Below are 22,497 nucleotides of genomic sequence, written 5' to 3' on the forward strand. Positions count from 1 at the left end.
GAATGGGAAACCCCGCCCCACCGCCGCATCAGGCTACGCCGGCACGGCCTGCCTCGTCGCCGTTCCGGGCTGCCTGGCTGGCTCCGGTCCTCAAGCCGTTGCGCCCGCTGTTTTTCGAGGTCGCGGGCGGATCACTGTTCGTGAACCTGCTGGCCCTCGCCGCTCCGGTGTTTGTTCTGCAGGTGTACGACCGGGTGGTGTACCACGCCGGTCTGTCAACCCTCAGCGGGCTGGCCATCGGCATGGCGCTGGTGGTTGCCTTTGATTTCCTGCTCCGCCAGATGCGGGCGCGGGTGATGCAAGCCGTTTCGCTGGCGCTGGATGTCAAGATCGGGCGGCAGTTGTTCGACAAGGTGATGGCCCTGCCCCTGCGCACCCTTGAAAGCCGCCCGCTGGGCTATTGGCAACAGTTGTTCCGCGATCTTGATGTGGTGCGCAACACCCTGTCCGGCTCGTCGGCCATTCTGGTTTTTGACCTGCCCTTTGCCATCCTGTTCATGGCGCTGGTGTTCATCATCGCCACCCCGGTGGCGTGGGTTCTGCTGGTGGCCCTGTGCGCCTTTCTGACCCTCGCCTGGCTGTCTGCCCGGCAGGTGGGACGATCGGTTGACAAGGAAAAGGCCAACCAGCAATCCCGCGATGCCCTGCTGGCCGAAACCATCATGGGCCGGACCACCATCAAGGCCCTGTCTCTCGGCGAACACCTGCGCCCGATCTGGGAAAGCAAACAAAGCGATACCATCCACCAGTCGGTGGAACGCGGCACGTTGAACGACCGTTATGTCAACATCGGGCAAGCCCTGACCGTGATCACCAGCGTGTCGATGACCACCGTCGGCGCGCTGGCGATCATCAATCAGGACATGACCATCGGCGGACTGGTTGCCGCCAACATGCTGTCTGGCCGCCTGCTGTCACCGCTGAACCAGTTGGTCGGGGCGTGGAAGACCTATTCCGGTTTCCGCCAGTCGATCGAGCGACTGAACGGTCTGTTCCTGTCCCCTCAGGACAACACCAGCTCCCACCTCACCATGCCGCGGCCCAAGGGTGTGCTGACGCTGGAAAAAGTCAGCTTCCGCTACCGCCCCGACGGCAAGCCGGTCATTGACGAGCTGGCCCTTGAGATCACTCCCGGCGGCATCACCACCATCATGGGCCGCAACGGCTGTGGCAAATCGACCCTGCTGAAGATCATGCTCGGCCTGTACCCCTGCGCGCAGGGGCGTGTGCTGCTGGATGGCGCCGACATCAGCCAGTTCACCCGCCGGGAACTCGCCAACTGGATTGGCTATGTGCCACAGGAAAGCGTCCTGTTCGCAGGCTCGATCCGTGACAATATCGCTCAGGGCAAGCCCGGCGCCAGTGACGAAGACATCCTGAGTGCGGCACAGGCGGCAGGCGTTCATCAGTTCGTCATCGACATGCCCGACGGCTATGCCACCAACGTGGGCGAAGCTGGCGGACTGCTGTCCGGTGGCATGCGGCAACGCATCGCCATTGCCCGCGCGCTGGTTGGGCAGCCGCCGGTGTTGCTGATGGATGAACCGTCGGGCAGCCTCGACCGGCAGGCCGAGGAACAGCTTCGCCACACTCTCAGTGAGCTGGCCAAAAGCCGCTCGGTGGTGATTGTCTCCCACAGTCCTGTCCTGCTGCAAGGCAGCCGCACACTGGTGGTGATGGAAGGTGGCAAAATCCTGTGCGCTGGCCCGACCGCCGAGGTGATGCGCTTTCTGGCTGCGCAACAGCAGGCCAAGGCCCAGCAAGCCGCCGCAGCAACAGCCCCTCCAGCGACACAGGGGGCAACACCACCCGCGACAGAGGGCCCCAAGGCATGAGCACCCCCACCACTCCCTCGCCGCTGGACGAGTTGCTGGCGACGTCGCAGAATATCCACAAAAAGCCGTTGCCATGGATTGTCATGGGGCTGCTGACCAGCTTTCTGGTCTGGGCCTCGCTGGCCCAACTGGATGAAGTCTCCTCAGCTGAGGGTGAAGTCACCCCTCAGGGCAAGGTGAAAGTCATCCAGCATCTGGAAGGTGGCCTGATCACCGACATCTATGTCACCGAAGGCGATCTGGTCCACGAAGGGGCGCGCCTGATGCAGCTTGATCTGGCCGCAGGCGGTATGAACAACGAGGAGCTGCAGGTTCGTATCGACGGCCTGAAGCTGACCCATGCCCGCCTGACCGCCGAAGCCAATGGTCTGCCGCTGAGCTTCCCCGAAGACGTCGCCAAGCGCCGCCCAACCCTGCGGGCAGCCGAAGAGCAAGCCTATAAGGCCCGCACCAGTGAACTGGCCGCAACCATCACCGTGCTGGATGAACAGGTCCGCCAGCGCGAAAGCGAGATGCGGGAACTGGCGACCAGAGAACGCTCCCTCAGCACCAACCTTGACCTGTCCCGTCGCAAGCTGGCCATGTCGGCATCCCTGCTATCTGACGGGCTGACCGCGAAAATGGATCACCTGCAACTGCAATCCGAAACCGAGCAGTTACAGGGGGAACTGGCCTCGATTCAGGCCGCCAAGCCCCGTGTTGCCTCGTCGCTGGCCGAAGCACAGGGACGGCAACAGGAAGAAAAGCTGCGTTATCAGCGCGAAGCCCGCGAGCAACTTTCCGAGGTCGAACTGAATCTCGCCCGCAATCAGGAACTGCAGAACAAGGCCACCGACCAGCAGGACCGCACCGAAATCCGCAGCCCGATTGTCGGAGTGGTCAAGAACATGCGTTACAACACCATCGGCGGCGTGGTCAAAGCCGGTGAGCCAATCATGGATATCGTGCCGTCACAGGACAATCTGGTGATCGAGGCCCGCCTGAACCCGGTTGATCGCGGCTATGTCGCGGTCGGGCAGGATACGACGGTCAAGATTTCCACCTATGACTATGCCCGCTACGGTGGCCTGAAAGGCAAGGTGGCGCTGGTGGCCCCGGATTCCACCACCCCCGACAAGGGCAACCCCTATTTCCGGGTGGTGGTCACCCTCGAGAAATACTACCTCGGCAAGGATGCCGGAGAATACGCCATCACCCCCGGCATGCAGGCCACCGTGGACATCCACACCGGCACCCGTTCGGTTCTGGAGTATCTGGTCAAACCCGTCCTGAAGATGCGCCACGAGGCTTTCCGCGAACGGTAGAACTGCGGGGGCATCCAGTCACCCGTACGACGCCACACGGTGGGCGGCACGGTGGCAGGATGCCCTCATGGAAAACAGGGTCAGGACCATTTGCACTATTGACCATATTTTTCTTTTATAAACAAACCTATACGAGAAATGCTTGCCCTTCTCGATGAATTGCAGCACCCTGTCAGCAGCTTTTGGAAGCGGTTTCTGGCCTGTCATGGGGCACAGAACAGGGGAGCATGTAGGGTCTCATGTCGTTCGCCACTATTCTCGGCACGCTGATGGGCTTTGCCCTGTTTGTCGGCTCGGTCGTCATTTCCACCGACAATTATCTTGTTTTTCTGGACCTCGCGAGTTTTGTGATGGTGATCGGCGGCACATTTGCCGCCACTTTCGTGTCATTCGAACCACGCTATGTCCTGCTGTCCCTGCGCGGCTTGCAATCGATCCTGTTCGCCAACAAGGTCGGACGCGGCATTTTGACGCAGGAAGTCGGGCGGGTCATTCGCTGGGGCTATATCATCCAGAAGAACGGCCTGCCCGGACTGGAAGCCGATGCAGGCAAAGTCCGGAAACAGGACCGCTTCCTCGGCTTCGGGATTGATCTGGTCATTTCAGGGTATACCGGTCAGGAAATCCGCGAAATTCTGGCAACCACCGTTGAAACCACCTTTCAGCGCAACACCACTCAGGCCGATATCCTGCGCAGCATGGGCTCGACCGCCCCAGCGTTCGGGATGATCGGGACACTGGTCGGTCTGATCATCATGCTCGACAAGATGGCCAGCGACCCCAGCAAACTGGGTCCGGGGATGGCGGTGGCGCTGATCACCACCCTGTACGGCATCCTGTTCGCCCGCCTGATCTTGCTGCCCGCCGCTTCCAAGGTGCAGCAGCGCGAGGAAATTGTCCGCTTCCGCAACTATCTGGTTGCCGAAGGACTGGCTCTGCTGGCCGAACGCAAAAGCCCGCGCTACATTCAAGACCGGATGAACGCCTTCCTCGACCCGTCCATTCACTTCAGCATCGACAAGATGCGGGGGAATTCCTGATGCTTGGCAATGGCAGCAATATCAATCCTCCCAAACGGAAGGAACCAGAAGAAGACTGGATGACCACCTTTGCCGACATGACCACCCTGATGCTGTGCTTCTTTGTGATGCTGGCATCAATCTCCAAGGTCGATACGGTCTTGTTCGAGCAGGTCAAAGCCGGGGTGGCCAAAGGCATCGGGAACCGCAACAGCGAAACCCCGGTCGAAAACCTGCGACAGGAAATGCAGGAAGTCCTGAAGTCGCTAAAGGTCGAGGATCAGGTCGGCATCGGCACCGACACCCAAGGCGTGACGCTGGAAATGGCCACCGGGTCGTTCTTTGCCCCCGGATCGGCTGAATTCGGTCCCGAAGCCGGGCCGATTCTGGGCAAAATTTCCGCCACCCTTGCCGCCGACCGCTATATCGGCTTTCAGGTCGAGGTTCAGGGGCATACCGATGACACCCCGATCCACACCCCGCAGTATCCCTCCAACTGGGAACTGTCTGCCGGTCGCGCCAGCGCGGTGGTTCGCTACTTCCTGCAGGCGGGGATCGAACCGTCCCGGATGAAGGCGGTCGGACTGGCCGATACCTCGCCGAAGGTGCCCAACCGTGGCCCGAATGGCGAGGCGCTGGAACAGAATCAGGAAATCAACCGACGGGTGGTGGTTCGGATTTATCCGCGCTGACGGGTTTCAGGAAGAGGAAACAAGGACGCGGAGCGCTGCTCCACACCTCGCCGGTGCCTTAGAGCAAATCCCGAGCAGATGGATCCATCTGCGACGACGCATTTGCTGAAAATACAATATATTAGAGCATTTGAAGTGATCCAGAGAGAACGAAAAATGCTCTAATGTTTCGTTCTGTCGCATTGTCTTTGCGAAAACCGGTTCCCACTTTTCGCACAATGCTCTAAGGCCCCGGACCCCATTTTAAATCAGATAAGATCAACCACCTTGCGCTGGGCTTCACCGTCCCCATCGATATAAATCTGGGTCGTGGACAGGCTGGCGTGCCCGGCAAGATATTGCACGTCGCGCAAACTTCCCCCGACCTGACTGATCCGCCGGGCTGCACGGGTAATGAACGTGCGCCGACCGCTGTGGCTTGAACAGCCATCAAAGCCAATTCCGCGATACAGATCGCCGAACCAGTCGGCAATGGTCCCCGGCGCCATGCGCCCGCCCCGCTCGGAGTTTCGGCCACGCTCGGAGCGGATGACCGGGGAGTCACTGACCGCGCCCTCCTGACTGTCACGCAGCGCTTGCAGGGCCTCGCGCAGCACCCGGTTCAGCGGCACCACACGCCCGCCGCGCTTCCCCTTCGAGGCCTTGTTTTCCAGACTGATCACCTCGGCAATCTGCCCATCGGCATCGGTGATCATCGCCCAGGTCAGCATTGAAATTTCCTTGGCCCGCAAGCCCGCCTTCACCGACAGCAGGAACATGGCGACATTCCGTTCCCGGTATCGCCCTTGCGCCTTCAGCACGCCCAGGACCGCCGCTTCCTGTCGTTCGGTGAGCATTTTTGCCCGACGCCCAAGAGCCATTCAGAACCTCGCAGACTTCCGTTAAAAAAAGAAATTTCGATATTTTCACGGAAGTTTGTCGTGAAGGCAAGTTTTTTGGCGTTGAATTTTGGCCTGTTTCCTATACTCCCGATAAAATATGAATTTTAACGGGAGTTATCTAGCCCCTCACAAGATAACAAGTTATGTTACATAACATAACAAAATATCGTAACGTTACGGTGATTGGCCGAAAGAAGGAAAATTTGCGATGCCATCCATGCCTCCAGAGCCAGCCCACAGCACCGAAGATCGCCGGAATCCACCCATCACCACCGCTGACGTGCTGGTCGCCTGCCGTGAGCTGGCCGCAGCAGGGGAACCGGTAACGCGTCGTTCTGTTCGGGAAAAGCTGGGACGCGGGTCAATGACAACCATCCATAACGGCGTCCGCGAATACGAACATCAGCAAACACCGTCCCTGCCCCCGGTCGAATTGACGCCGGAAGATCAACAGATCATCACTGAACTGGGAGCACGCGCACTGACCATCGCCGCCGAGCGGGTCCAGCACATTCACAGCGAGCGGGAAGCCTTGCTGCTGGCAAACGCAGAGGCCACAGAAGCCCGAGCCAACGATGCCATCGCCGCCGCCGAGGCCCGCATCGAAGAGGCACAGCAGCAGGCCCTGATTGCCGAAAACGCTCGACAGGCCGCAATCGCGGAAAAAGACAAGGCCACCGCCAGCGCCGCCGCTGCCGCCGAACGGGCACTCCGCACCGAAGGCCAGATGGAACAACTGGCCAGTCGCAACGCGGCCCTGACCGCGCGGCTCCATGACATTGAACAGGAACTGGCGGTCAGCAAAACCCGGATCGAACTGGAAATCGTCGGACGGCGACAGGCCGAAAGCGAGTTGGCGACCGCCACCAGCACCCTTGCAGCCCTGCGCGAGACACAGCAGGCACAAGCACAGGCGCAGGCCCAGACTCTGGCGCAAATCCGGGAAGCTCTGGCCGCAGAGCAAGCCCTGCGGATCGAAGTGACCCATCAACGGGACAGCAGCCTCGCCGCACTGGAAAAACAACAGCACGAGCTGGCAGCCCTGACCACCACCCTCAGCCGCATGGAAGCCACCATTACCTCTCAGGAGGCATCCATCCGGCAGCTGTCGCTGGATCTTGCCAGCGAACGGGACCGGGTCACGCAATTGACCGTGATTGCCTCCAGCACGGAACAACACGCCGCAGCCCTGCGGTCACTGGAAGAAACCGTCGCCGCTCTGGCCAGCAGGACCGAAAAGCATCCGCCAAAGGAAGCATCACAGAATCAGCAGGACCAATAGGGCATTGTGCGAAAAGCGGGAGCCGGCTTTCGCAAAAACAATGCGACACTACAAAAGGTTGGATCAGCGTGCCTGTGTCAGATCACAGTACACGACAGTTGGTGGAAAAGAATGGGCTATCGCCCAAACCCATTCGGGGCCTGAGGCCCCGAACCCCCATTTTTTTTCTTTAAAAATCAATCCAATGGGGTCTGGGGCCTCAAGGCCCCAGCGAGGTGTGGAGCAGCGCTCCACGTCCTTGTTTCGCAACTGTCGTGTACTGTGGCGTCCCATTTAACGCACGCTGATCCAGGCTTCGCTGGACCGCAGCGTGAACGAGAACACCGACCCGCTGCCGGGGATGGAGCGCACCCAGATACGTCCGCCGCTATACTCGACAATCCGCTTGCAGATTGCCAGACCGATCCCGGTCCCCTCATATTCATGTTTGGTATGAAGACGCTGGAAAATCAGAAAAATACGTTCGTAGAACTCTTCCCCGATACCAATTCCGTTGTCGGCAATGGACACCGTGCACATCTCGTCATCACGCGCAACCGAAATGGTTACCTCCGGGCGGCGTTCAGGGCTGGCGTATTTGATCGCATTCCCGATCAAATTCTGGAACAGCCGAATCATCTGGCTGGCATCTCCCAAAACCCAGCCCATCTCTTCGGGGGCCGCAATAACCGCCCCGCTATCGGCAATGGCCTGCCGCAGGTTGAGCAGTGCCCCGTCATAGGCCAGACGCAAATCCATCGGCGCCAGCACCTTGCGCGACGTCTCGACGCGGGAATACTGCAGCAGGTCTTCGATGATCTGCTTCATGCGCACCGCGCCATCAACGGCAAAGTTGATGTATTCCCGCGCCTCGTCATCGAGCCCCTTGCCATAGCGCTGACGCAACAACTGCAAAAAGCTCGCGACCATCCGTAACGGCTCCTGCAGGTCATGCGAGGCAACATAGGCAAACTGCTGCAATTCCTGATTGGAACGCTGGACATCACTTTCCCACTGCTTCCGCTCGGTGATGTCACGAATATAGCCCGCCACATAGGGCGTGCCTTCGTATTCCAGGGCGTTGACTGATATTTCGACCGGAATTTCAACACCATCCGGCCGCTGATGGATTGTCTCGAACAACTCGGTCCGTTCACGCCGCAGGCGGTCTGGCAGGGTGGCCAGAATTGCTCCTGCCGGAAAAGCTCCATCGACGTCCATGATCCGTGTTTTCAGCAACTGGGCCCGCGTCCGACCAAAATGACGACAAGCCGCCGCATTGACATAAACGAAACGGAAATCCTCGTTGGGCATCAGACAATAGATGGGATCGCGGCTGTGGTCGATGATCGCCTGTGTAAACAACAGCTCTTGCCGGATTTTGTGCTGCTCGGTGGTATCGATTGCCACCCCGATATAGCCGACGATCGCGCCTTGCGCGTCTCGCAGGATGCTCACCGTACTGTCAACCCAAACCGTCGAGCCGTTCTTGCGCATCCAGCGTTTTTCAATGCGATAGCTGGTCCGCTCTCCGCTCATCAGCTCGCGGACCAGCCGCTGCTCGTTCAGCGCCTCGGTCGGATGGGTAAACTCCCACGCCCGCCGCATCAGCAATTCATCCATGCCATAGCCAAGCAGACGACAGATTGCGGCATTCCCCCGCACCAGCCGACCGGTCGGAGACGCCAACGCAATCCCCGCCTCGGAAACATCAAAGATGGTTTGCAGCCGCTGTTCACTGTTCCGCAGGGCCTCGGCCCGCTCCCGCGCCTGATGCAAGGCGGTTTTCAGCTGATAGACAGCCCCCTGGATGGTGGCAATTTCCTCTGTTGCCGGCGTCGGCAAGGTGACCGGCACCTGCATGTCATGCAACAGCCCGCGCAAGGCATCACTGACCCGCAGAACCGGCAGCAGCAGGTGGCGACGAATGACAATCACGGCAAACAGCAACGTCCCCAGCATGACCGCAACCACCAGCACGCCGGACAACTGGTTCAGACTGGCAAGATGATCAATCTGGCGAAAATGTTCGGTGGTCAGTCGTTCGGTATCGGCAGCGAGCTTGGCCTGCAAGTCCAGCAAGACCGTATCCTGCGGCGACCACAAGGCCCGCGCCTTGCCGTCCACCTGAACCGCCTGCGCCTCCAGCTTTGCCCGGGCGGCTTTATCCGGCTCGCTTTGCGCCGACAACCGCAGGCCAAGGGCTTCTTCGCGCAAGGCCAGCACGTCCCGCAACATGGTGTAGATGGTCTGGGCCCCGGCCTTGATCTGAGGGTCGATCCCCATCGAAGGGTGATAGGACAAGGCTTGTGCCGCACGCCCGGCCGGACGCCAGTCGCCCGGATCATATGCCGAGGCCGTGATCCAGCCGAACCGGATCATCCGTTCCAGATTGGCTGCGGCCTGCTGGCGCGCCAGCAAGGCGGGCACCGTCGTCCGGCGGCTATCCTGAGCCAGAGACTGAATGTCGCCTTCGCTTTTCAGCAACGCTCCCAGTGCGGCCAGCAGAATGATCGCACCACTGATCGCCAGCAGCAACAACCGCCGCCGCAACGACGGCAAAGAGCGCAGAGGCGCTGCGGCTGCACTGGCATCGGCCGTCCGGGAAGCAGAGGCAGAAAGAGAGTCCATGCTATATCAGTCCACATTCGGAACGAGAGCAGTGAGCGTAAACGTGGTTCCGGTTTTGCGCAAAATCACTGCGACAAAACAAAAACATGGACCAGCGTGCCTGCGTCAGGTTTAAGGCATGCTGGTCGAACATCCTTCCGGCAAAATCAATCCCCGAAGACCCCGTCAGATCAAGAGCAAAGCGGGCAGGCTTTCTGCGATCCGTCACCCACCAACTCAAAGGATATCAAACGGAAAATAACGATAAATCAGGGCGCGATAACTCCCGTCCCGACTCATGGCATCCATGACCGCATCCACCTTCTTTACCACCTCTGGGCGAGATGGAGTAACAATAATATGGACATCCCCTGACAAGGCAGGATCATCGACCGGAGGACCGTAGTAATCAAACGCTCCTCCGCGCTCGCTGTTCAGGAAATCGAGCACATTAACCGTTGGCAGCAATGCCAGATCGCACGCACCCTCGACCAGCGCATCCTGCAACGTATTGCGATGGGTGTATTCCCGCACATGCGCTTTTGGCCCGTTCAACTGGGCAAGCCAGGCACTTTGGCGGTTATCCCTGACAGAGCAAAGGACATACTTTTCGCGCAAGGAGGACAGTGGCACCTGCTCCAGGGTACGCCGCCCGACAAAGCTGGACGTGGACCGCCAAATCGGCCTGGAGAACAGCATCTTCTGCTCCCGGTCCGGAGTTCGCAGCACGTTGGCAACCCCGATTGTCAGCGAACCCTCACTCACTCCTTTCAGAACGTCAGCAAAAGGGAGGGCTTCGATGCGGCATGGCTGATGGATTTGCTGGCACAGGATATGGGCAATATCAACATTGAAGCCCTGCAATACCCCGTTGGCATCCTCTGAAGCAAACGGAGGAGAGGCTGCCGTCACACCGATCACCAGATCCGGCTGCAGCTGCACCAGAGCCCCCCCGGCAGATGCATCCGGCTGGGCTGCCGCCAGTTGTCCGGCCACAGACAGAACAACAACGACAACAGCCCACACGGCCACCCGACATCCGCCCCAGATACAGGCTTTCATTCTGCCTCCCTTGACCTTGCAGGATCTTCGCCGCTTACGCCCTCAGACCGACGACTGTCATACACAGCAAAAAGATGTGCGAAACGCGCCAGGATCCTTGATGTTTTTCTTATAAATGTCACTCATTTCCCGCCGGTTGGCAGTGTGCCGCAGGATGCAGGCGAACGAAATCAAAAAACAGGTTTTCCCTTGCAGCTTTACACAGCGGGGACCACTATTCCGCTCGGAAACAGCCAAGGCCCAGTGCCCCAAGCGTAAGGATGCTCTACCCATGCTCCCTGCCGCCAGCCCATTGCTCGCCGACATGGCAGAAGGTCGGACCACGGCCACCCGTCTTGTGGAAACGGCCCTTGCCCATGCAACCGATCCTGCTGGCGAAGGCGTCCGGGTGTTTACCGCCCTGTATGCCGATCAGGCCATGGCACAGGCAGCAGCCTTTGATCAAGCCCGGGCGGCAGGTATCAGCCTGCCGCCTCTGGCGGGCTTGCCGGTCACCATCAAGGACCTGTTCGACGAAGCCGGGCGGGAAACGCTGGCCGGGTCTGTTGCCAGCCATGGCGAAGGACCGGCGGCACAGGATGCCCCTGCCGTGGCAGCCCTGCGCCGGGCCGGGGCGATCATCCTTGGCCGGACCACCATGACTGAATATGCCTTTTCCGGCCTGGGGCTGAACCCGCATACCGGAACCCCCCGCAACCCGTGGGACCGGGCGAACGGACGCATTCCCGGTGGTTCGTCGGCCGGGGCGGCGGTCTCGGTCAGCGACGGCATGGCGGTGGCGGGCCTTGGCAGTGACACTGGCGGCTCGCTGCGCATCCCTGCCGCCCTGTGTGGCCTGACCGGCTTCAAGCCGACAGCGCGCCGGGTCAGCCGGGACGGTGCCTATCCCCTGTCCACCAGCCTGGACTGTATCGGCGTCATCGCCCGCAGCGTTCAATGCTGTGCCCTGTTCGACCAGATTCTCAGCGCCAGCCCGGTGGCACCACTCCCCGCGCTGTCGCTGCAAGGCCGACGGCTGGCCATCCCGACCGCCGTTGTCCTTGATCAGATGGACATCCATGTTGCCGCCAGCTTTGCGGCCACAGTCAGGACGCTGGAAAAAGCTGGCGCATCCATCGAAGAAATCGCCCTGCCGGAACTGGCCGAAATCCCGGCCCGTGGCATTCAGGGCGGCATTGCCGCCGCCGAGGCCTATGCCCTGCACCAGCACCGGCTGGTCCGAAAAGCCCATCTGTATGATCCCCGGGTTCTGGTGCGCATCCTGAATGGTCAGGCCATTCCCGCCAGCATCTACATTGACTGCCTCAAGGCCCGTGAGGAAATCTGCACCCGCATCAGCCGGATCACCAGTGCATACGACGCGCTGATCATGCCGACCGTTCCGACCGTCGCCCCCCTGCTGGCACCGCTGGAATGCGATGATGGCCTGTATGGCGCCACCAACGCGCTGATGCTGCGCAATACGTCGCTGTTCAATGCTCTGGACCGCCCGGCGATCAGCCTGCCCTGCCACGCACCGGGAACTGCTCCGGTTGGCCTGATGGTGGTCGGCGAGACGATGAAGGACGACGTTACCCTGTCGCTGGCCTGCGCCATCGAAACGGCCCTGCAGACAGCAGGCACCAATGCATAGGTCCACATAACGGACCGGAGGAGCATCACCATTCCTTGGTATGGGCCGCGAATTATGTTAGGAGGATAGTAACTCTCAGGCGACCATATTTGTGCCATCATCGGGACAGAAACCCATGATCAGGATGCTCCATACGGGATGATCGACGGAATGAGTCTCTGGCCATACCGGCCCGGTATTGCCAACCGCATCAAAACAACTCCGCGCCAGACCGCTGCCCGTGGTTTGGGGGTGTTTTTTGTTGCCATTTCGCTGGCAGCCTGCAGCACGGCTCCAGCCCGCGCCGGAACCGCATGGGCCAATGCCCCGGCATCGGTACCCATTTCACCCACCCCCACCTTTTCGCGCAGCGCGGTCGAAAAGGAACTGGGCTATGTCTTTGACGTAATCGAGGACCGCTATCTGGACCCGGTCACTGCTCAGTCGCTGGCTCTCTCCGCGCTGAACGGCCTGCAAAAAATCGATGCGGCCATCAGCGCCAGCCTGAATGGCCGTACCGTCGTCATTACCCGGGCCGAACGGGTCATCGCCAGCGAACCGGCCCCTCCCCCGGACTCTGCCACCGCATGGAGCTCTCTCTGCTCGCAGATGATCGAGACCCTGCGCACCCTGTCGCCGGAACTGGCCAAGGCCGACAACGAAGCCCTGTATACGGCCATGGTCTCGACGGCACTGGCCCGCCTTGACTCTTATTCCCGCTATGCCGGTGCCGACGAAGCAGAGCGCCACCGGGATAGCCGCAACGGCTTTGGTGGGGTCGGCATCCGGTATCAGGTCGAGCGCGGCTTTCTGAATATCGAAGAGGTTCTTCCCGAAACGCCTGCCGCACAGGCGGGCCTGCTTCCCGGCGACAAGGTTACCCATATTGATGGCGTTAATATTGCCGCCCTCAACGATCAGCGCGAACAGGTGCGCGAGCGCTTGCGCGGCCCTGTTGACAGCGAATTGCGCCTGACCATCCTGCGCACCGACCGCGAGCAGGATGTCCTGTTGCGGCGCGGTCTGGTGATGCCCAAAAGCGTGTTCATGGAGACCAGCGACGACGGTATCGCCACCATCCGCATTGCCAGCTTTAACCAGCAGACGGCAAAACACGTCCAGCAAGCCATCGACGACGCCCAGGCCAAATTCGGCGGTGGGCTGCGCGGGATCATGCTGGACCTGCGCGGCAATCCCGGCGGCTTGCTGGATCAGGCGGTTGCCGTTTCAGACCTGTTCCTCAGCCGTGGCCGTATTGTCTACACCAAGGGCCGACACCCGGACTCGCTGCAAAGCTATTCGGCGTCTCCGCCGGATGTGGCCGAAGGCATTCCGATGGTGGTGCTGGTTGATGGTCGTTCGGCCTCGTCAGCAGAGATTCTGGCCTCGGCCCTGCAGGACAATGGTCGGGCCGTTGTTGTCGGTTCAAACAGCTATGGCAAGGGGACCGTGCAAACGGTGGTCAACCTGCCAAACAACGGTGAAATGACCCTGACGTGGTCACGGTTCCACGCGCCATCCGGCTATACACTGCACAATCTGGGTGTGTTGCCAACCATCTGCGTGACCAGTCAGGCCGAAGCCCCCAGCGAAACACTGGCCCGCGCCCTGCCCCCCTTGTCCGGGAACGAGACGGCCAGAATGAGCAGCACCCTTGCCGACTGGCGGGCAACCCCGCTGTGGGATGAAAAAAGCCGCACCCATCTGCGGCAAACCTGCCCGGCAACCGACCAGGAAAAATGGGCTGCCCCGATAGGGATTGGCCGCGAATTGCTTCACAATCCGGCACTGTTCGTTCGTGCCCTGGCCAGCACAAGCCCGCAGTGGGCACAAAGATAGGCCAGAAATAACGAAAAACAGCCCTGCCTGCTGTTTTCAGGGCGATATGGGCTTGACTTACGACGAACTCCCTGTATTTTCGCCCGCTCAACGATGTCTTCGTTCCAGGATAAAGACCATGGCCAAACCGACCACTGTGCAGATCAAGCTCGAAAGCACCGAGGGCACGGGCTACTTCTACATCGCGAAGAAGAACCCGCGCAACTTGACCCAGAAGCTTGAGTTCCGCAAGTACGACCCGGTCGTGCGCAAGCACGTCATCTTCCGCGAAACCAAGATGAAGTAAGCTCCTGCAAGGGATCTTACCCATCCGTTTCTGATAAAGGGCACCGAAGCAATTCGGTGCCCTTTATCTTTGGCCATTTTCTGGCCGCCTCGCCAAAAATACCAATTTATGGGGATATTTCAGAAAAAGCCGCAGAGAGGGCTTGCCTGCACTCCGCCCCCATGGCATCTTTCCTTCACGACATGAGATTCATTCTCATTTGCATGCCGGAGGAAGCAGCCATGACCCTTCACACAGCCCCGTCACCGTCTACCCCGTGCCGTCTGGGTGAACGGATTCAGGATGTTCTGTGGCTGATGACTCTCGGGGCCGCCTGGCGCGGACTGGAGTCCGGCGAACCGATCACCGGCAGCCAGATTTTGCAGGCCGCCCGCGTTCCTTCGCTGTCCTGCTCACCATGCCCGGATGTCATCGTCGCCTGCCTCGAAGAAATGTTGCGCTGTGACTGCCTGATTGGCGATCCCTGTCAGGGCCTGACCATCACCGGGCAGGGCAAGGAAGTCTTTGCCCGCCTGATGGGGGAACCGGCAGCCTCGTTGCGGATTGGGGCCGGTCGCCTTGCGGTACGTGTCCGGTTGGCCTTCCTCGACCTGCTTGACGGCGAAGCCCGCTGTGCGGCGCTGGATGCCCTGATTGCAGCCGCCGAAGACGACCTTGCCCTGCTGTCCACCGGATTGAACGAAAGCGCATGGAGCGGCCCGTTTGGCGGCTCGTGGGCGGTGCGGGACATGGCATCGGCCAGTCAGGATCTCCGCACGCTGGGCAGCCTGCGTTCCCTGCTGGCCACCGCAGCCGCATAATCCTCCCGCGGGCTCCTTCTGCCGAAGGTATCGTATCATGAGCTACTTCAGCACCCTCTCTCGCCCCATCAGCTTCAATGATCTGCGCTCGATCGGCTGTGCCGAGGAGCTGTTCGCCCTCGCTCGTGCCGTCGAGCGGGAAGGTGTGCGCCGCTATACCCACCTCAGCGAGCAAATGGAAGCTCTCGGGCGGTCACAGTTGGCAGAGCTGTTCCGCATGCTGCGCGATCAGGAAATGGAGCACGAAAACAGCCTTGATGGCCTGGCCCTGCGGGGGGGGCTGGGACATTTGCCGGACCTGCGCTTTTCATGGGATGTGCTGCACGAAGGCATGATGCCCGAGCAGCTTGAGACCCTGACCCCGGCGCTGGCCCTGCGTTATGCCCTGCACAACGAACAGCGGACCTACGCCCTGTTCCTGCGCATTGCGGCAGGGACGCATATCGCCGAAATCCGCCACCATGCCGAGCTGCTGGCCGCTGAGGAACTGGAGCACGTCGGGCTGCTGGCCCGTCACGACGTGACAGAGTCCCCGGCCCTGCCGCTGGCAACGCTGATGAAGCCTGAACGGCTGGATGATCTGCTGTCGCTGGCTGCCGCAGAGGCCCGGACGGCTGCTGCACGACGCGCAGCCCTTGCCCGGCGATTGCGCAGCATTGATGACCAGACCTCTGCACAGTTGATGCAGGATCTGGCAGAAGAGTCCGAAGCCCGCAGCCGCGATCTGGGCAATCAGGGCAGTATCCCGCGGCTCGCCATGCCGGGCGTTGCCAATGACAACTTTTCCCCGCTGGATATTTTGCGCGGCGAGGCACAGACCTCGTTTGCCACCTTCCACGGCTTTACCCGCATTGCCAACGCCCTGCCGCCGTGCGGCCTGAGCGGGCTGGCCCAGCACGAAGCCAATCTGCGCCTTGCGGCCACCGCCCGCCTGACCGATCGGGCTGCCGCCATCCGTGGCGAGCGCGTCCGCCGGAAAAGAAGCGGTCGTTGATGATTTCCCTTTTGCACTCCGTCCTGACCCGGAGCGCAGAACCCTCCCTGGCAAGGGCCTCCCTCTCCCATTCCTGCCAAGGAGGTTACAGAAGCGAGATGTTTCCTGACCGACAGCTCGCTTCGACCTTCAGCATCCCCTGCACGGAACGCCAACCTTCGGGTATGGGACGCTGAAAACAAAGGGTGCGGAGAGTGGCTGCATCACCACTCTCCGCACCGAAAGTTTCGTTCCATATCAACGCGAGCCAGTCTTGTAAACGCGGGCTCCTGAAAAAAGAAAGGCCCCTCCCCCAATCCCTCTCCGAAATTCCCGAAACCGGGTAACAGCCGTCCTTTTCCCCCAAGGACCAGTCACGAATGCCAACCTCGTGAACGGTCGTCCGGCTGAAGCCTGTTTCTTTTCCCGCCCTGTGTCCTGACCGGCAGAGGCGGGAACCGTGGGGGCCGCTGTCGTCGTCGCCAACCTCCGACAGCGGCCCCGTTTCCTTTATGAAGACGGCAAGAACCGCTCGCTGAACACCTGTTTTGTCGGAATACCGACCTGCTGCGCGGTTTTCTCGACCGCATCAATCAGCCCGGCCGGACCGCAGACATAGACATCAGGCGACCGAACCGTCCCCGCTTCCATATCCCGCGCCCAGGCATCCACCGGCGATCCGGTTGCCCCCTGCCATCCCTCCGACGCTTCCCACAGGCAGACCGTCACCTGCAAGGACGGAAGCTGCGCTGTCAGGGCGTCCAGCTCAGCAAGGGCAAATAAATCCTGCTGCCGCGTTACCCCGAAATAGAGATGGCACGGCTGACTGTCACCAAACTCCGCCATTTGACGCGCCATCGACAGCAAGGGCGCCAACCCGGTTCCCCCAGCGATAAAGCAGCGAGGCCGCAGGCTGTCACTGGCCAGCACCATTGCCCCTTGCGGCCCACGAACCCGCAGCGTCTCGCCAACGGCAGCCCGCGTTTTCAGCCACTGCGAGCACAGCCCATCGGGATGCAGGCGGATCAGGAACTCCAGCCGCCCGTCCCAATTGGGAGCATTGGACAGCGAATAGGCCCGCCATTGCTGTGTTCCCGGTACTTCCAGTTCCATGAACTGCCCAGCCTCGAACGGAGCCCCTAGGCCATCCACCGGGTCCGCCACCAGATCGAGTACCAGCCGGTGAACGGCGCCGCCAATGTCATCATTCGCCACCACCATCGCCGAGCGCACCGGCACCGGACCACTGGTAATCTGTGCTGATTGCGCGGTAACCGTCAGCGCCATTTCTCCACGCGGATAGGTCGAACACAACAGGATTGGCGTTGTATCGCCCCCTTGCGGCAGAGCCTTCTCATTGATGCTGGCACGATGGAACTCACCCTGCTGAACCGTCGCCAGGCAGGCTCCACAGGCTCCCTGTCGGCAACTGGACGGCAAGGTCAGGCCCCTGCGCGCTGCCGCATCCAGCAAGGATTCCGCCTCGTCACAGTCGAAAGAAAAGGTCTGCACGTCGGCAGTGGTCAAGGTAATCGCATGGACAGACATCAGGGTTCCCCTCAAAAAGCAATACCCCCACCCGTGTTTTGCAACACCGATGGGGGCATAAAGGCAGAATTACTCGGCGGCAGTCTGCAGAATGGCCGCCAGATCGCCTTCCGGGGTGCCAATCGGCTTGATGTCAAAGGCATCAACCAGCGTTTGCAACACGGTCGGGGTGATGAAGGCTGGCAAGGTTGGCCCCAGACGGATACCCTTCAACCCCAGAGCCAGCAGCGTCAGCAGAACGGCTGCCGCCTTTTGCTCGAACCACGACACCACCAGCGACAGCGGCAGGTCATTCACGCCGCAGTCAAAGGCCTTGGCCAGCGCGCTGGCGACCTGAATGGCGGAATAACTGTCGTTGCACTGCCCCATGTCCAGCAGGCGCGGAATGCCGCCGATCGAGCCCAGGTCGAGGGTGTTAAAGCGATACTTGTTGCAGCCCAGCGTCAGAACAACGGTGTCCTGCGGGGTCTGTTCGACGAAATCGGTGTAGTAGTTGCGTCCGCTGTCCGCACCGTCGCAACCGCCAACCAGGAAGAAGTGGCGGATGGCCCCGCCCTTGACCGCCTCGATCACCGTATCGGCAACGCTGAGGACCGCATCACGGCCAAAGCCGATGGTGATGGTCTTTTCTTCGGCATCAGCGGCAAAGCCCGGCAGGGCCTTGGCGGCCTGAATCACAGGCGCAAAGGCGTGGTCTTCCAGATGACGCAGCCCCGGCCAGCCCACCGGGCCGGTGGTGAAGATGCGCTGACGATAGCGTGGGCCCGGCTCGATCAGGCAGTTGGAGGTCATCAGGATCGCGCCCGGAAACTCGGCGAAATCTTTTTGCTGATCCTGCCACGCCCCACCATAGTTGCCCACCAGATGCGGATAGGCCTTCAGGGCCGGATAGCTGTGGGCGGGCAGCATTTCGCCGTGGGTATAGATGTTGATCCCCTGCCCGGCGGTCTGGTCCAGCAACACCTTCAGGTCGGCCATGTCGTGGCCGCTGACCAGAATGGCCTTGCCCGCCACCGGCGAAATCCGCACTTGCGATGGCTCGGGAGTTCCGAAAGACCCGGTGTTCCCGGCATCCAGCAGTGCCATCACCGACAGGTTGATCGTGCCAACGGTCAGCGCCATGTCCAGCAACGACTGCACATCCGCCGGTTCATTGGCGAGGAAATCCAGCGCCTGTTCGATACCGGCGTAAACCTCCTGCGACGATTGCCCCAGCATCAGCGCATGATAGGCATAGGCGCACACGCCCTTCAGGCCGTACAGCACCAACGCCCGCAACCCGATGATATCAGCGCCAACCTGATCTTCACCGGCCCGGATGGCGGCGCATTCGGCCTGCGCCAGCAGCTCACCGACCTCTTCGGGAATCACCCACGCCGCCGGACCAGCCCACACCGGGGCGGCTACGCCACGGGCACTGGCGGCCTGCACAACCGCCGCCTTCAGGTTTTCCCGCAGGACAGCCGCATCGGCAATCATGCGGGTGAAGCGGGCCGGATTGAAATTGACGTTGGTCAGGGTCGAAAACATCGCCTTCAGGATAAAGGCATCTGCCACCGGGTCGCTGACCCCCAGCGAACGACCGGCGGTCGCCACCTGCGCAATCCCCTTGACGGCATGGATCAACAGATCCTGCAGGTCAGAGGTCTGTTCATCCTTGCCGCAATTGCCGCGCTGGCTGGCGCAGCCTGCGCCCTGATCGGTCTGGGCCGTCTGTTCACACTGATAGCAAAACATCTGTTCCTGTTCCTCTCCGTTCTGATCCCATGGCGGTGGCCCTCTTCCCGGTTGGGCCACCTTCTGCTGACCGGCCATAAGATGCATTTACAATATATGTTATGGAACGCAGAGGCCGTCAACAGAAAGATGCACTAAAAATACATCTTTTAAATTTTGACCGCACACACGGAATCCATTATGATCCGCGGATGCAACTGACGCTCTACACTGATTATTCCCTGCGAGCCCTGCTGTATATCGGGCGCACGCCTGATCGCTTGGTGACCATTTCCGAGATCGCCGACTTCTATGGCGTCTCGCGCAATCACATGGTCAAAGTGATCCATCATCTGGGCAGCATTGGCTATCTTACCACCATCCGGGGCAAGGCAGGCGGGGTTCGGCTGGCCAGACCAGCAGGTGAAATCCGTATCAGCGAAGTTGTTCAGGCGACCGAACCGCACATGGATTTGCAGGAATGCTTTAACCCCCACACCAATACCTGCCCTCTGACCGGGGATTGCCGCCTGAAAGGCGTGCTGTATCAGGCGCGGGCTGCGTTCATGGGAGTGCTGGCTGGCCAGACACTGGCCGATCTGTTACCGCCATCCCTGGAGCCGTGAGCGCCCCAACACCACGGCAACCCCGTAATCTCAATCCCCAGAAACGACACTAGACCAGCGCGCGTTAAACCTGACGCAGGCACGCTGGTCTAACCTTTTGTTTTGTCGCATTGTTTTTTGCGAAAACCGGTACCCACTTTTCGCACAATGCTCTAGACCAGCGCGCGTTAAACCTGACGCAGGTACGCTGGTCTAGTCTTTTGTTCTGTCGCATTATTTTTGCGAAAACCGGTTCCCACTTTTCGCAAAACGCTCAAGGCCGGAGAGGGGCTCTCTCCGGCCTTGATGTTCAGCTCAACACACAATTCCGACGGTTTTACTTCAGGAATTGCGCAACAGTCTGCAAGAAGGTCAGCACCGAAATCGGCTTGGCGATATAGCCTTCACAGCCACCTTCGCGGATTTTTTCCTCGTCACCCTTCATGGCAAACGCGGTGACCGCGATCACCGGGATCGCTTTCAGATCGTCATCAGCCTTCAGCATACGAGTGATATCAAGGCCGGAAATTTCCGGTAACTGGATATCCATCAGGATCAGGTCAGGATGGTGGAGACGGGCCATATCCAGCACTTCCCGTCCATCTTTGGTCTGAAGCGTCTGATACCCATGAGCCTGCAACAGATCGTTGAAGAGCTTCATATTCAGATCATTATCTTCAACAATCAAAATTGTTTTCGACATTTACCGGCTCTTTCGACCTGGGACGCCTTGTGATTTCCACAAGATGGTGTTTTGCGAACGACTTGTCACCTTGGAACTATCATGCGCAAAACGCTCGGGGAAGTCAAATAGCCCAACCTAAAATTCTGTTATCATCAAACCGGATAGGCCACGATACACCCTGCCTCAGGGAGCTTTGGTGACGGCCAGCGTAACCATGCCCTTGATGGTTGATACATCCAGAACCCTGCCATTCCGGCTAATCGACGCGGCACCACCACTCACGGCTTTGCGGAACGTGTCTTCCGCTTCCTTTTGCGGCAGCCCCGGAATGGCAAACTGCATGAAGCGCAGGATGTGGACCGAGGTCTCCGGCAGGGTTTCCTGCGAAATGCCCACCAGCAGGACGGCCCGCCCCAGATCCCGCACATCGCCATTCAGGGCACCATAGATCAGGCCCGACTTTGACTGGCCTTCCCAGTGGGTATTGCCGCTGTTGTCGGTGGTTTGCACCAGATCAACACCCATTGCACGATAGACTGGCACCGCATCATTCAATGAAATGCCCGTTTCTGTTGCCCACGCCGAAACCGTACCCAAGGCCATCACAGCCAGAACCGCCACAACAAGGCGGGACAACCAGACTTTCATCACACATCATCCAGGACAGTTTTTTCCTGCCGTCAGCTTACACCCAAGCCACGATCCGGCGAAAGCTGCAAGGCAGAACTTTTCCTTGGTCCTGTTGCCGAGGCCCTGTATCATCGTTCAAGGCTCTGATTATGCTTGTCAAGATGCGGAATCTCGCGCAAGACCGCCCCGCCCCGACAAAAGGATTGCCCCATGGCCTCGACAGCCATTGCCTCCCCCCTTGCGGTATCAATACGCGGCTGGCGACAACGCCTGCTGGCAATTGTTACACTGTTGTTCGGGACCTTGTTGCTGACCAGTTGCTACGTCCCCAACGATTTCGTCGCAGAAATCCGGCTGGCACGCACCGGGGATTATGCCCTGACCTACAAGGGCACTCTGACCTGGGCCCCGCTGTACAAGGACATTCGCGAAGGCAAACTGAGCAGCAGTGAAATTGCCGAACGCGAAAAGGGCATCATCAATGACCTGAAACGCGATAGCTCGTTCAAGGAAATCACCCCACTGGGCAGTGGCACGTTCCGTGTCCGCTATGAAACCAGCGGCAAGTTCACCGGCACTCAGGCGGTGACCTTTGTCCGGCGCAACTCTGCCTTGCTGACCGTCGAAATCAAGCCGGACGGCACGGTTCATATCTGGTGCAGCCAGGACCCGAAACTGCGCGACCCGACCCAACTGGAAAGCCTGGGCCTGCGCACACAGGGCCGCCTGCGGGTGGTGACCGATCTGCCGGTCCTGAAGCACAATGCCTTCAAGGTCAGCGATGGCCCGGCCAATTATCCGGCCTTCAAGGTTTATGACTGGTCGATCAATTCGGTTCGCACCCCCAAACCGCTCCTGATAGGACAGCTGTTCAATCCGGCCAGCCTGCCGAAGGAATAAACAAACGCCCGGATGCAGGACGGTCCTGCATCCGGGCGTTTTCCTTACATATTGGGGTAGTTCGGCCCCTCGCCGCCTTGCGGCACCACCCAGTTGATGTTCTGGGTCGGGTCCTTGATGTCACAGGTCTTGCAGTGGATGCAGTTCTGGGAATTGATCTGCAACCGCTTTGGCCCGTCGGGGTCGTTCTGTTCCACGCTGACGTATTCGTAAACGCCCGCCGGGCAGAACCGCTGCTC

20 protein-coding genes are annotated in these 22,497 nt (G+C 60.1%); 12 read left to right on the top strand and 8 right to left on the bottom strand.

Features of this window, described 5'->3' with window-relative positions; all coding sequences use genetic code 11:
* The first annotated feature begins 2 nt into the window (after positions 1 to 2).
* The 4 genes from BW995_RS03920 (at position 3) to BW995_RS03935 (ending at position 4,850) form a co-directional block, all read left to right on the top strand.
* On the top strand, positions 3 to 1,835 hold the full coding sequence (locus BW995_RS03920; protein WP_076398826.1) for a peptidase domain-containing ABC transporter: 1,833 nt from the start codon (positions 3 to 5) through the stop codon (positions 1,833 to 1,835).
* A complete protein-coding gene (locus BW995_RS03925) occupies positions 1,832 to 3,139 on the top strand; it encodes an HlyD family type I secretion periplasmic adaptor subunit (RefSeq protein WP_076398827.1) in 1,308 nt (435 codons plus the stop codon). The genes BW995_RS03920 and BW995_RS03925 overlap by 4 nt, the downstream gene beginning before the upstream one ends.
* A gap of 239 nt (positions 3,140 to 3,378) precedes the next feature.
* Entirely contained in the window at positions 3,379 to 4,179 is an 801-nt protein-coding gene (locus tag BW995_RS03930; RefSeq protein ID WP_076398828.1) for a motility protein A, read from the top strand.
* Positions 4,179 to 4,850: an OmpA/MotB family protein gene (locus tag BW995_RS03935; protein WP_076398829.1), complete on the top strand. Its 672-nt coding sequence runs from the start codon at positions 4,179 to 4,181 to the stop codon at positions 4,848 to 4,850. Before BW995_RS03930 ends, BW995_RS03935 begins: the two co-directional genes overlap by 1 nt.
* 248 nt (positions 4,851 to 5,098) lie before the next feature.
* Here BW995_RS03935 and BW995_RS03940 read toward each other — a convergent pair whose 3' ends face one another.
* The gene (locus BW995_RS03940; RefSeq protein WP_245821249.1) at positions 5,099 to 5,686 is read right to left on the bottom strand and encodes a tyrosine-type recombinase/integrase; all 588 of its coding nucleotides are present in this window, start codon (positions 5,684 to 5,686) and stop codon (positions 5,099 to 5,101) included.
* Positions 5,687 to 5,939: 253 nt separating this feature from the next.
* Between BW995_RS03940 and BW995_RS03945 the strand changes: the two genes are divergently transcribed.
* Complete coding sequence (locus BW995_RS03945; RefSeq protein WP_076398831.1) at positions 5,940 to 7,013, top strand: DNA-binding protein; 1,074 nt, start codon at positions 5,940 to 5,942, stop codon at positions 7,011 to 7,013.
* Between the two features lie 273 nt (positions 7,014 to 7,286).
* Here the strand turns inward: BW995_RS03945 and BW995_RS03950 are convergent, their stop codons facing one another.
* Complete coding sequence (locus BW995_RS03950) at positions 7,287 to 9,623, bottom strand: sensor histidine kinase (RefSeq protein ID WP_076398832.1); 2,337 nt, start codon at positions 9,621 to 9,623, stop codon at positions 7,287 to 7,289.
* Positions 9,624 to 9,839: 216 nt separating this feature from the next.
* A complete protein-coding gene (locus BW995_RS03955; protein ID WP_076398833.1) occupies positions 9,840 to 10,664 on the bottom strand; it encodes a substrate-binding periplasmic protein in 825 nt (274 codons plus the stop codon).
* A gap of 271 nt (positions 10,665 to 10,935) precedes the next feature.
* On the opposite strand from BW995_RS03955, the gene BW995_RS03960 reads away from it, so the two are divergent.
* From BW995_RS03960 to BW995_RS03980, 5 genes are all read left to right on the top strand, one after another.
* Positions 10,936 to 12,297, top strand: a complete 1,362-nt coding sequence (locus BW995_RS03960) for an amidase (RefSeq protein WP_076398834.1) — start codon at positions 10,936 to 10,938, stop codon at positions 12,295 to 12,297.
* A 150-nt stretch (positions 12,298 to 12,447) separates the two neighbouring features.
* The gene (locus tag BW995_RS03965; RefSeq protein WP_175616970.1) at positions 12,448 to 14,115 is read left to right on the top strand and encodes a S41 family peptidase; all 1,668 of its coding nucleotides are present in this window, start codon (positions 12,448 to 12,450) and stop codon (positions 14,113 to 14,115) included.
* Positions 14,116 to 14,233: 118 nt separating this feature from the next.
* A complete protein-coding gene (rpmG, locus tag BW995_RS03970) occupies positions 14,234 to 14,401 on the top strand; it encodes a 50S ribosomal protein L33 (RefSeq protein WP_076398835.1) in 168 nt (55 codons plus the stop codon).
* Positions 14,402 to 14,622: 221 nt separating this feature from the next.
* Positions 14,623 to 15,201: a hypothetical protein gene (locus tag BW995_RS03975; protein ID WP_076398836.1), complete on the top strand. Its 579-nt coding sequence runs from the start codon at positions 14,623 to 14,625 to the stop codon at positions 15,199 to 15,201.
* Positions 15,202 to 15,238: 37 nt separating this feature from the next.
* Entirely contained in the window at positions 15,239 to 16,195 is a 957-nt protein-coding gene (locus tag BW995_RS03980) for a ferritin family protein (protein ID WP_076398837.1), read from the top strand.
* Between the two features lie 489 nt (positions 16,196 to 16,684).
* Here BW995_RS03980 and BW995_RS03985 read toward each other — a convergent pair whose 3' ends face one another.
* Together BW995_RS03985 and hcp are read right to left on the bottom strand one after the other, a co-directional pair.
* On the bottom strand, positions 16,685 to 17,722 hold the full coding sequence (locus BW995_RS03985) for an FAD-binding oxidoreductase (RefSeq protein WP_076398838.1): 1,038 nt from the start codon (positions 17,720 to 17,722) through the stop codon (positions 16,685 to 16,687).
* A 69-nt stretch (positions 17,723 to 17,791) separates the two neighbouring features.
* Positions 17,792 to 19,459, bottom strand: coding sequence for a hydroxylamine reductase (hcp, locus tag BW995_RS03990; RefSeq protein ID WP_076398839.1), 1,668 nt, complete (start codon positions 19,457 to 19,459; stop codon positions 17,792 to 17,794).
* A gap of 191 nt (positions 19,460 to 19,650) precedes the next feature.
* Here hcp and BW995_RS03995 point away from each other — a divergent pair, with 191 nt between their 5' ends.
* Positions 19,651 to 20,064: an Rrf2 family transcriptional regulator gene (locus BW995_RS03995; protein WP_076398840.1), complete on the top strand. Its 414-nt coding sequence runs from the start codon at positions 19,651 to 19,653 to the stop codon at positions 20,062 to 20,064.
* Positions 20,065 to 20,380: 316 nt separating this feature from the next.
* Here BW995_RS03995 and BW995_RS04000 read toward each other — a convergent pair whose 3' ends face one another.
* Both BW995_RS04000 and BW995_RS04005 read right to left on the bottom strand, forming a co-directional pair.
* Positions 20,381 to 20,746: a response regulator gene (locus tag BW995_RS04000; protein ID WP_076398841.1), complete on the bottom strand. Its 366-nt coding sequence runs from the start codon at positions 20,744 to 20,746 to the stop codon at positions 20,381 to 20,383.
* Positions 20,747 to 20,911: 165 nt separating this feature from the next.
* On the bottom strand, positions 20,912 to 21,376 hold the full coding sequence (locus tag BW995_RS04005; protein ID WP_076398842.1) for a hypothetical protein: 465 nt from the start codon (positions 21,374 to 21,376) through the stop codon (positions 20,912 to 20,914).
* A gap of 192 nt (positions 21,377 to 21,568) precedes the next feature.
* On the opposite strand from BW995_RS04005, the gene BW995_RS04010 reads away from it, so the two are divergent.
* Positions 21,569 to 22,258: a hypothetical protein gene (locus BW995_RS04010; RefSeq protein WP_076398843.1), complete on the top strand. Its 690-nt coding sequence runs from the start codon at positions 21,569 to 21,571 to the stop codon at positions 22,256 to 22,258.
* A 44-nt stretch (positions 22,259 to 22,302) separates the two neighbouring features.
* Here the strand turns inward: BW995_RS04010 and BW995_RS04015 are convergent.
* The coding region (locus BW995_RS04015; protein ID WP_175616971.1) for a 4Fe-4S dicluster domain-containing protein at positions 22,303 to 22,497 on the bottom strand (195 nt) is incomplete at its 5' end.

This window comes from Insolitispirillum peregrinum (assembly GCF_900156605.1).
In the GTDB taxonomy this organism is placed as follows: Bacteria; Pseudomonadota; Alphaproteobacteria; order Rhodospirillales; family Rhodospirillaceae; genus Insolitispirillum; species Insolitispirillum peregrinum.

Coding starts and splice junctions, on each gene's coding strand:
- BW995_RS03920 (WP_076398826.1), top strand. CDS start 3: ATGGGAAACCCCGCCCCACCGCCGCATCAGGCTACGCCGGCACGGCCT.
- BW995_RS03925 (WP_076398827.1), top strand. CDS start 1,832: ATGAGCACCCCCACCACTCCCTCGCCGCTGGACGAGTTGCTGGCGACG.
- BW995_RS03930 (WP_076398828.1), top strand. CDS start 3,379: ATGTCGTTCGCCACTATTCTCGGCACGCTGATGGGCTTTGCCCTGTTT.
- BW995_RS03935 (WP_076398829.1), top strand. CDS start 4,179: ATGCTTGGCAATGGCAGCAATATCAATCCTCCCAAACGGAAGGAACCA.
- BW995_RS03940 (WP_245821249.1), bottom strand. CDS start 5,686: ATGCTCACCGAACGACAGGAAGCGGCGGTCCTGGGCGTGCTGAAGGCG.
- BW995_RS03945 (WP_076398831.1), top strand. CDS start 5,940: ATGCCATCCATGCCTCCAGAGCCAGCCCACAGCACCGAAGATCGCCGG.
- BW995_RS03950 (WP_076398832.1), bottom strand. CDS start 9,623: ATGGACTCTCTTTCTGCCTCTGCTTCCCGGACGGCCGATGCCAGTGCA.
- BW995_RS03955 (WP_076398833.1), bottom strand. CDS start 10,664: ATGAAAGCCTGTATCTGGGGCGGATGTCGGGTGGCCGTGTGGGCTGTT.
- BW995_RS03960 (WP_076398834.1), top strand. CDS start 10,936: ATGCTCCCTGCCGCCAGCCCATTGCTCGCCGACATGGCAGAAGGTCGG.
- BW995_RS03965 (WP_175616970.1), top strand. CDS start 12,448: ATGAGTCTCTGGCCATACCGGCCCGGTATTGCCAACCGCATCAAAACA.
- rpmG (WP_076398835.1), top strand. CDS start 14,234: ATGGCCAAACCGACCACTGTGCAGATCAAGCTCGAAAGCACCGAGGGC.
- BW995_RS03975 (WP_076398836.1), top strand. CDS start 14,623: ATGACCCTTCACACAGCCCCGTCACCGTCTACCCCGTGCCGTCTGGGT.
- BW995_RS03980 (WP_076398837.1), top strand. CDS start 15,239: ATGAGCTACTTCAGCACCCTCTCTCGCCCCATCAGCTTCAATGATCTG.
- BW995_RS03985 (WP_076398838.1), bottom strand. CDS start 17,722: ATGTCTGTCCATGCGATTACCTTGACCACTGCCGACGTGCAGACCTTT.
- hcp (WP_076398839.1), bottom strand. CDS start 19,459: ATGTTTTGCTATCAGTGTGAACAGACGGCCCAGACCGATCAGGGCGCA.
- BW995_RS03995 (WP_076398840.1), top strand. CDS start 19,651: ATGCAACTGACGCTCTACACTGATTATTCCCTGCGAGCCCTGCTGTAT.
- BW995_RS04000 (WP_076398841.1), bottom strand. CDS start 20,746: ATGTCGAAAACAATTTTGATTGTTGAAGATAATGATCTGAATATGAAG.
- BW995_RS04005 (WP_076398842.1), bottom strand. CDS start 21,376: ATGAAAGTCTGGTTGTCCCGCCTTGTTGTGGCGGTTCTGGCTGTGATG.
- BW995_RS04010 (WP_076398843.1), top strand. CDS start 21,569: ATGGCCTCGACAGCCATTGCCTCCCCCCTTGCGGTATCAATACGCGGC.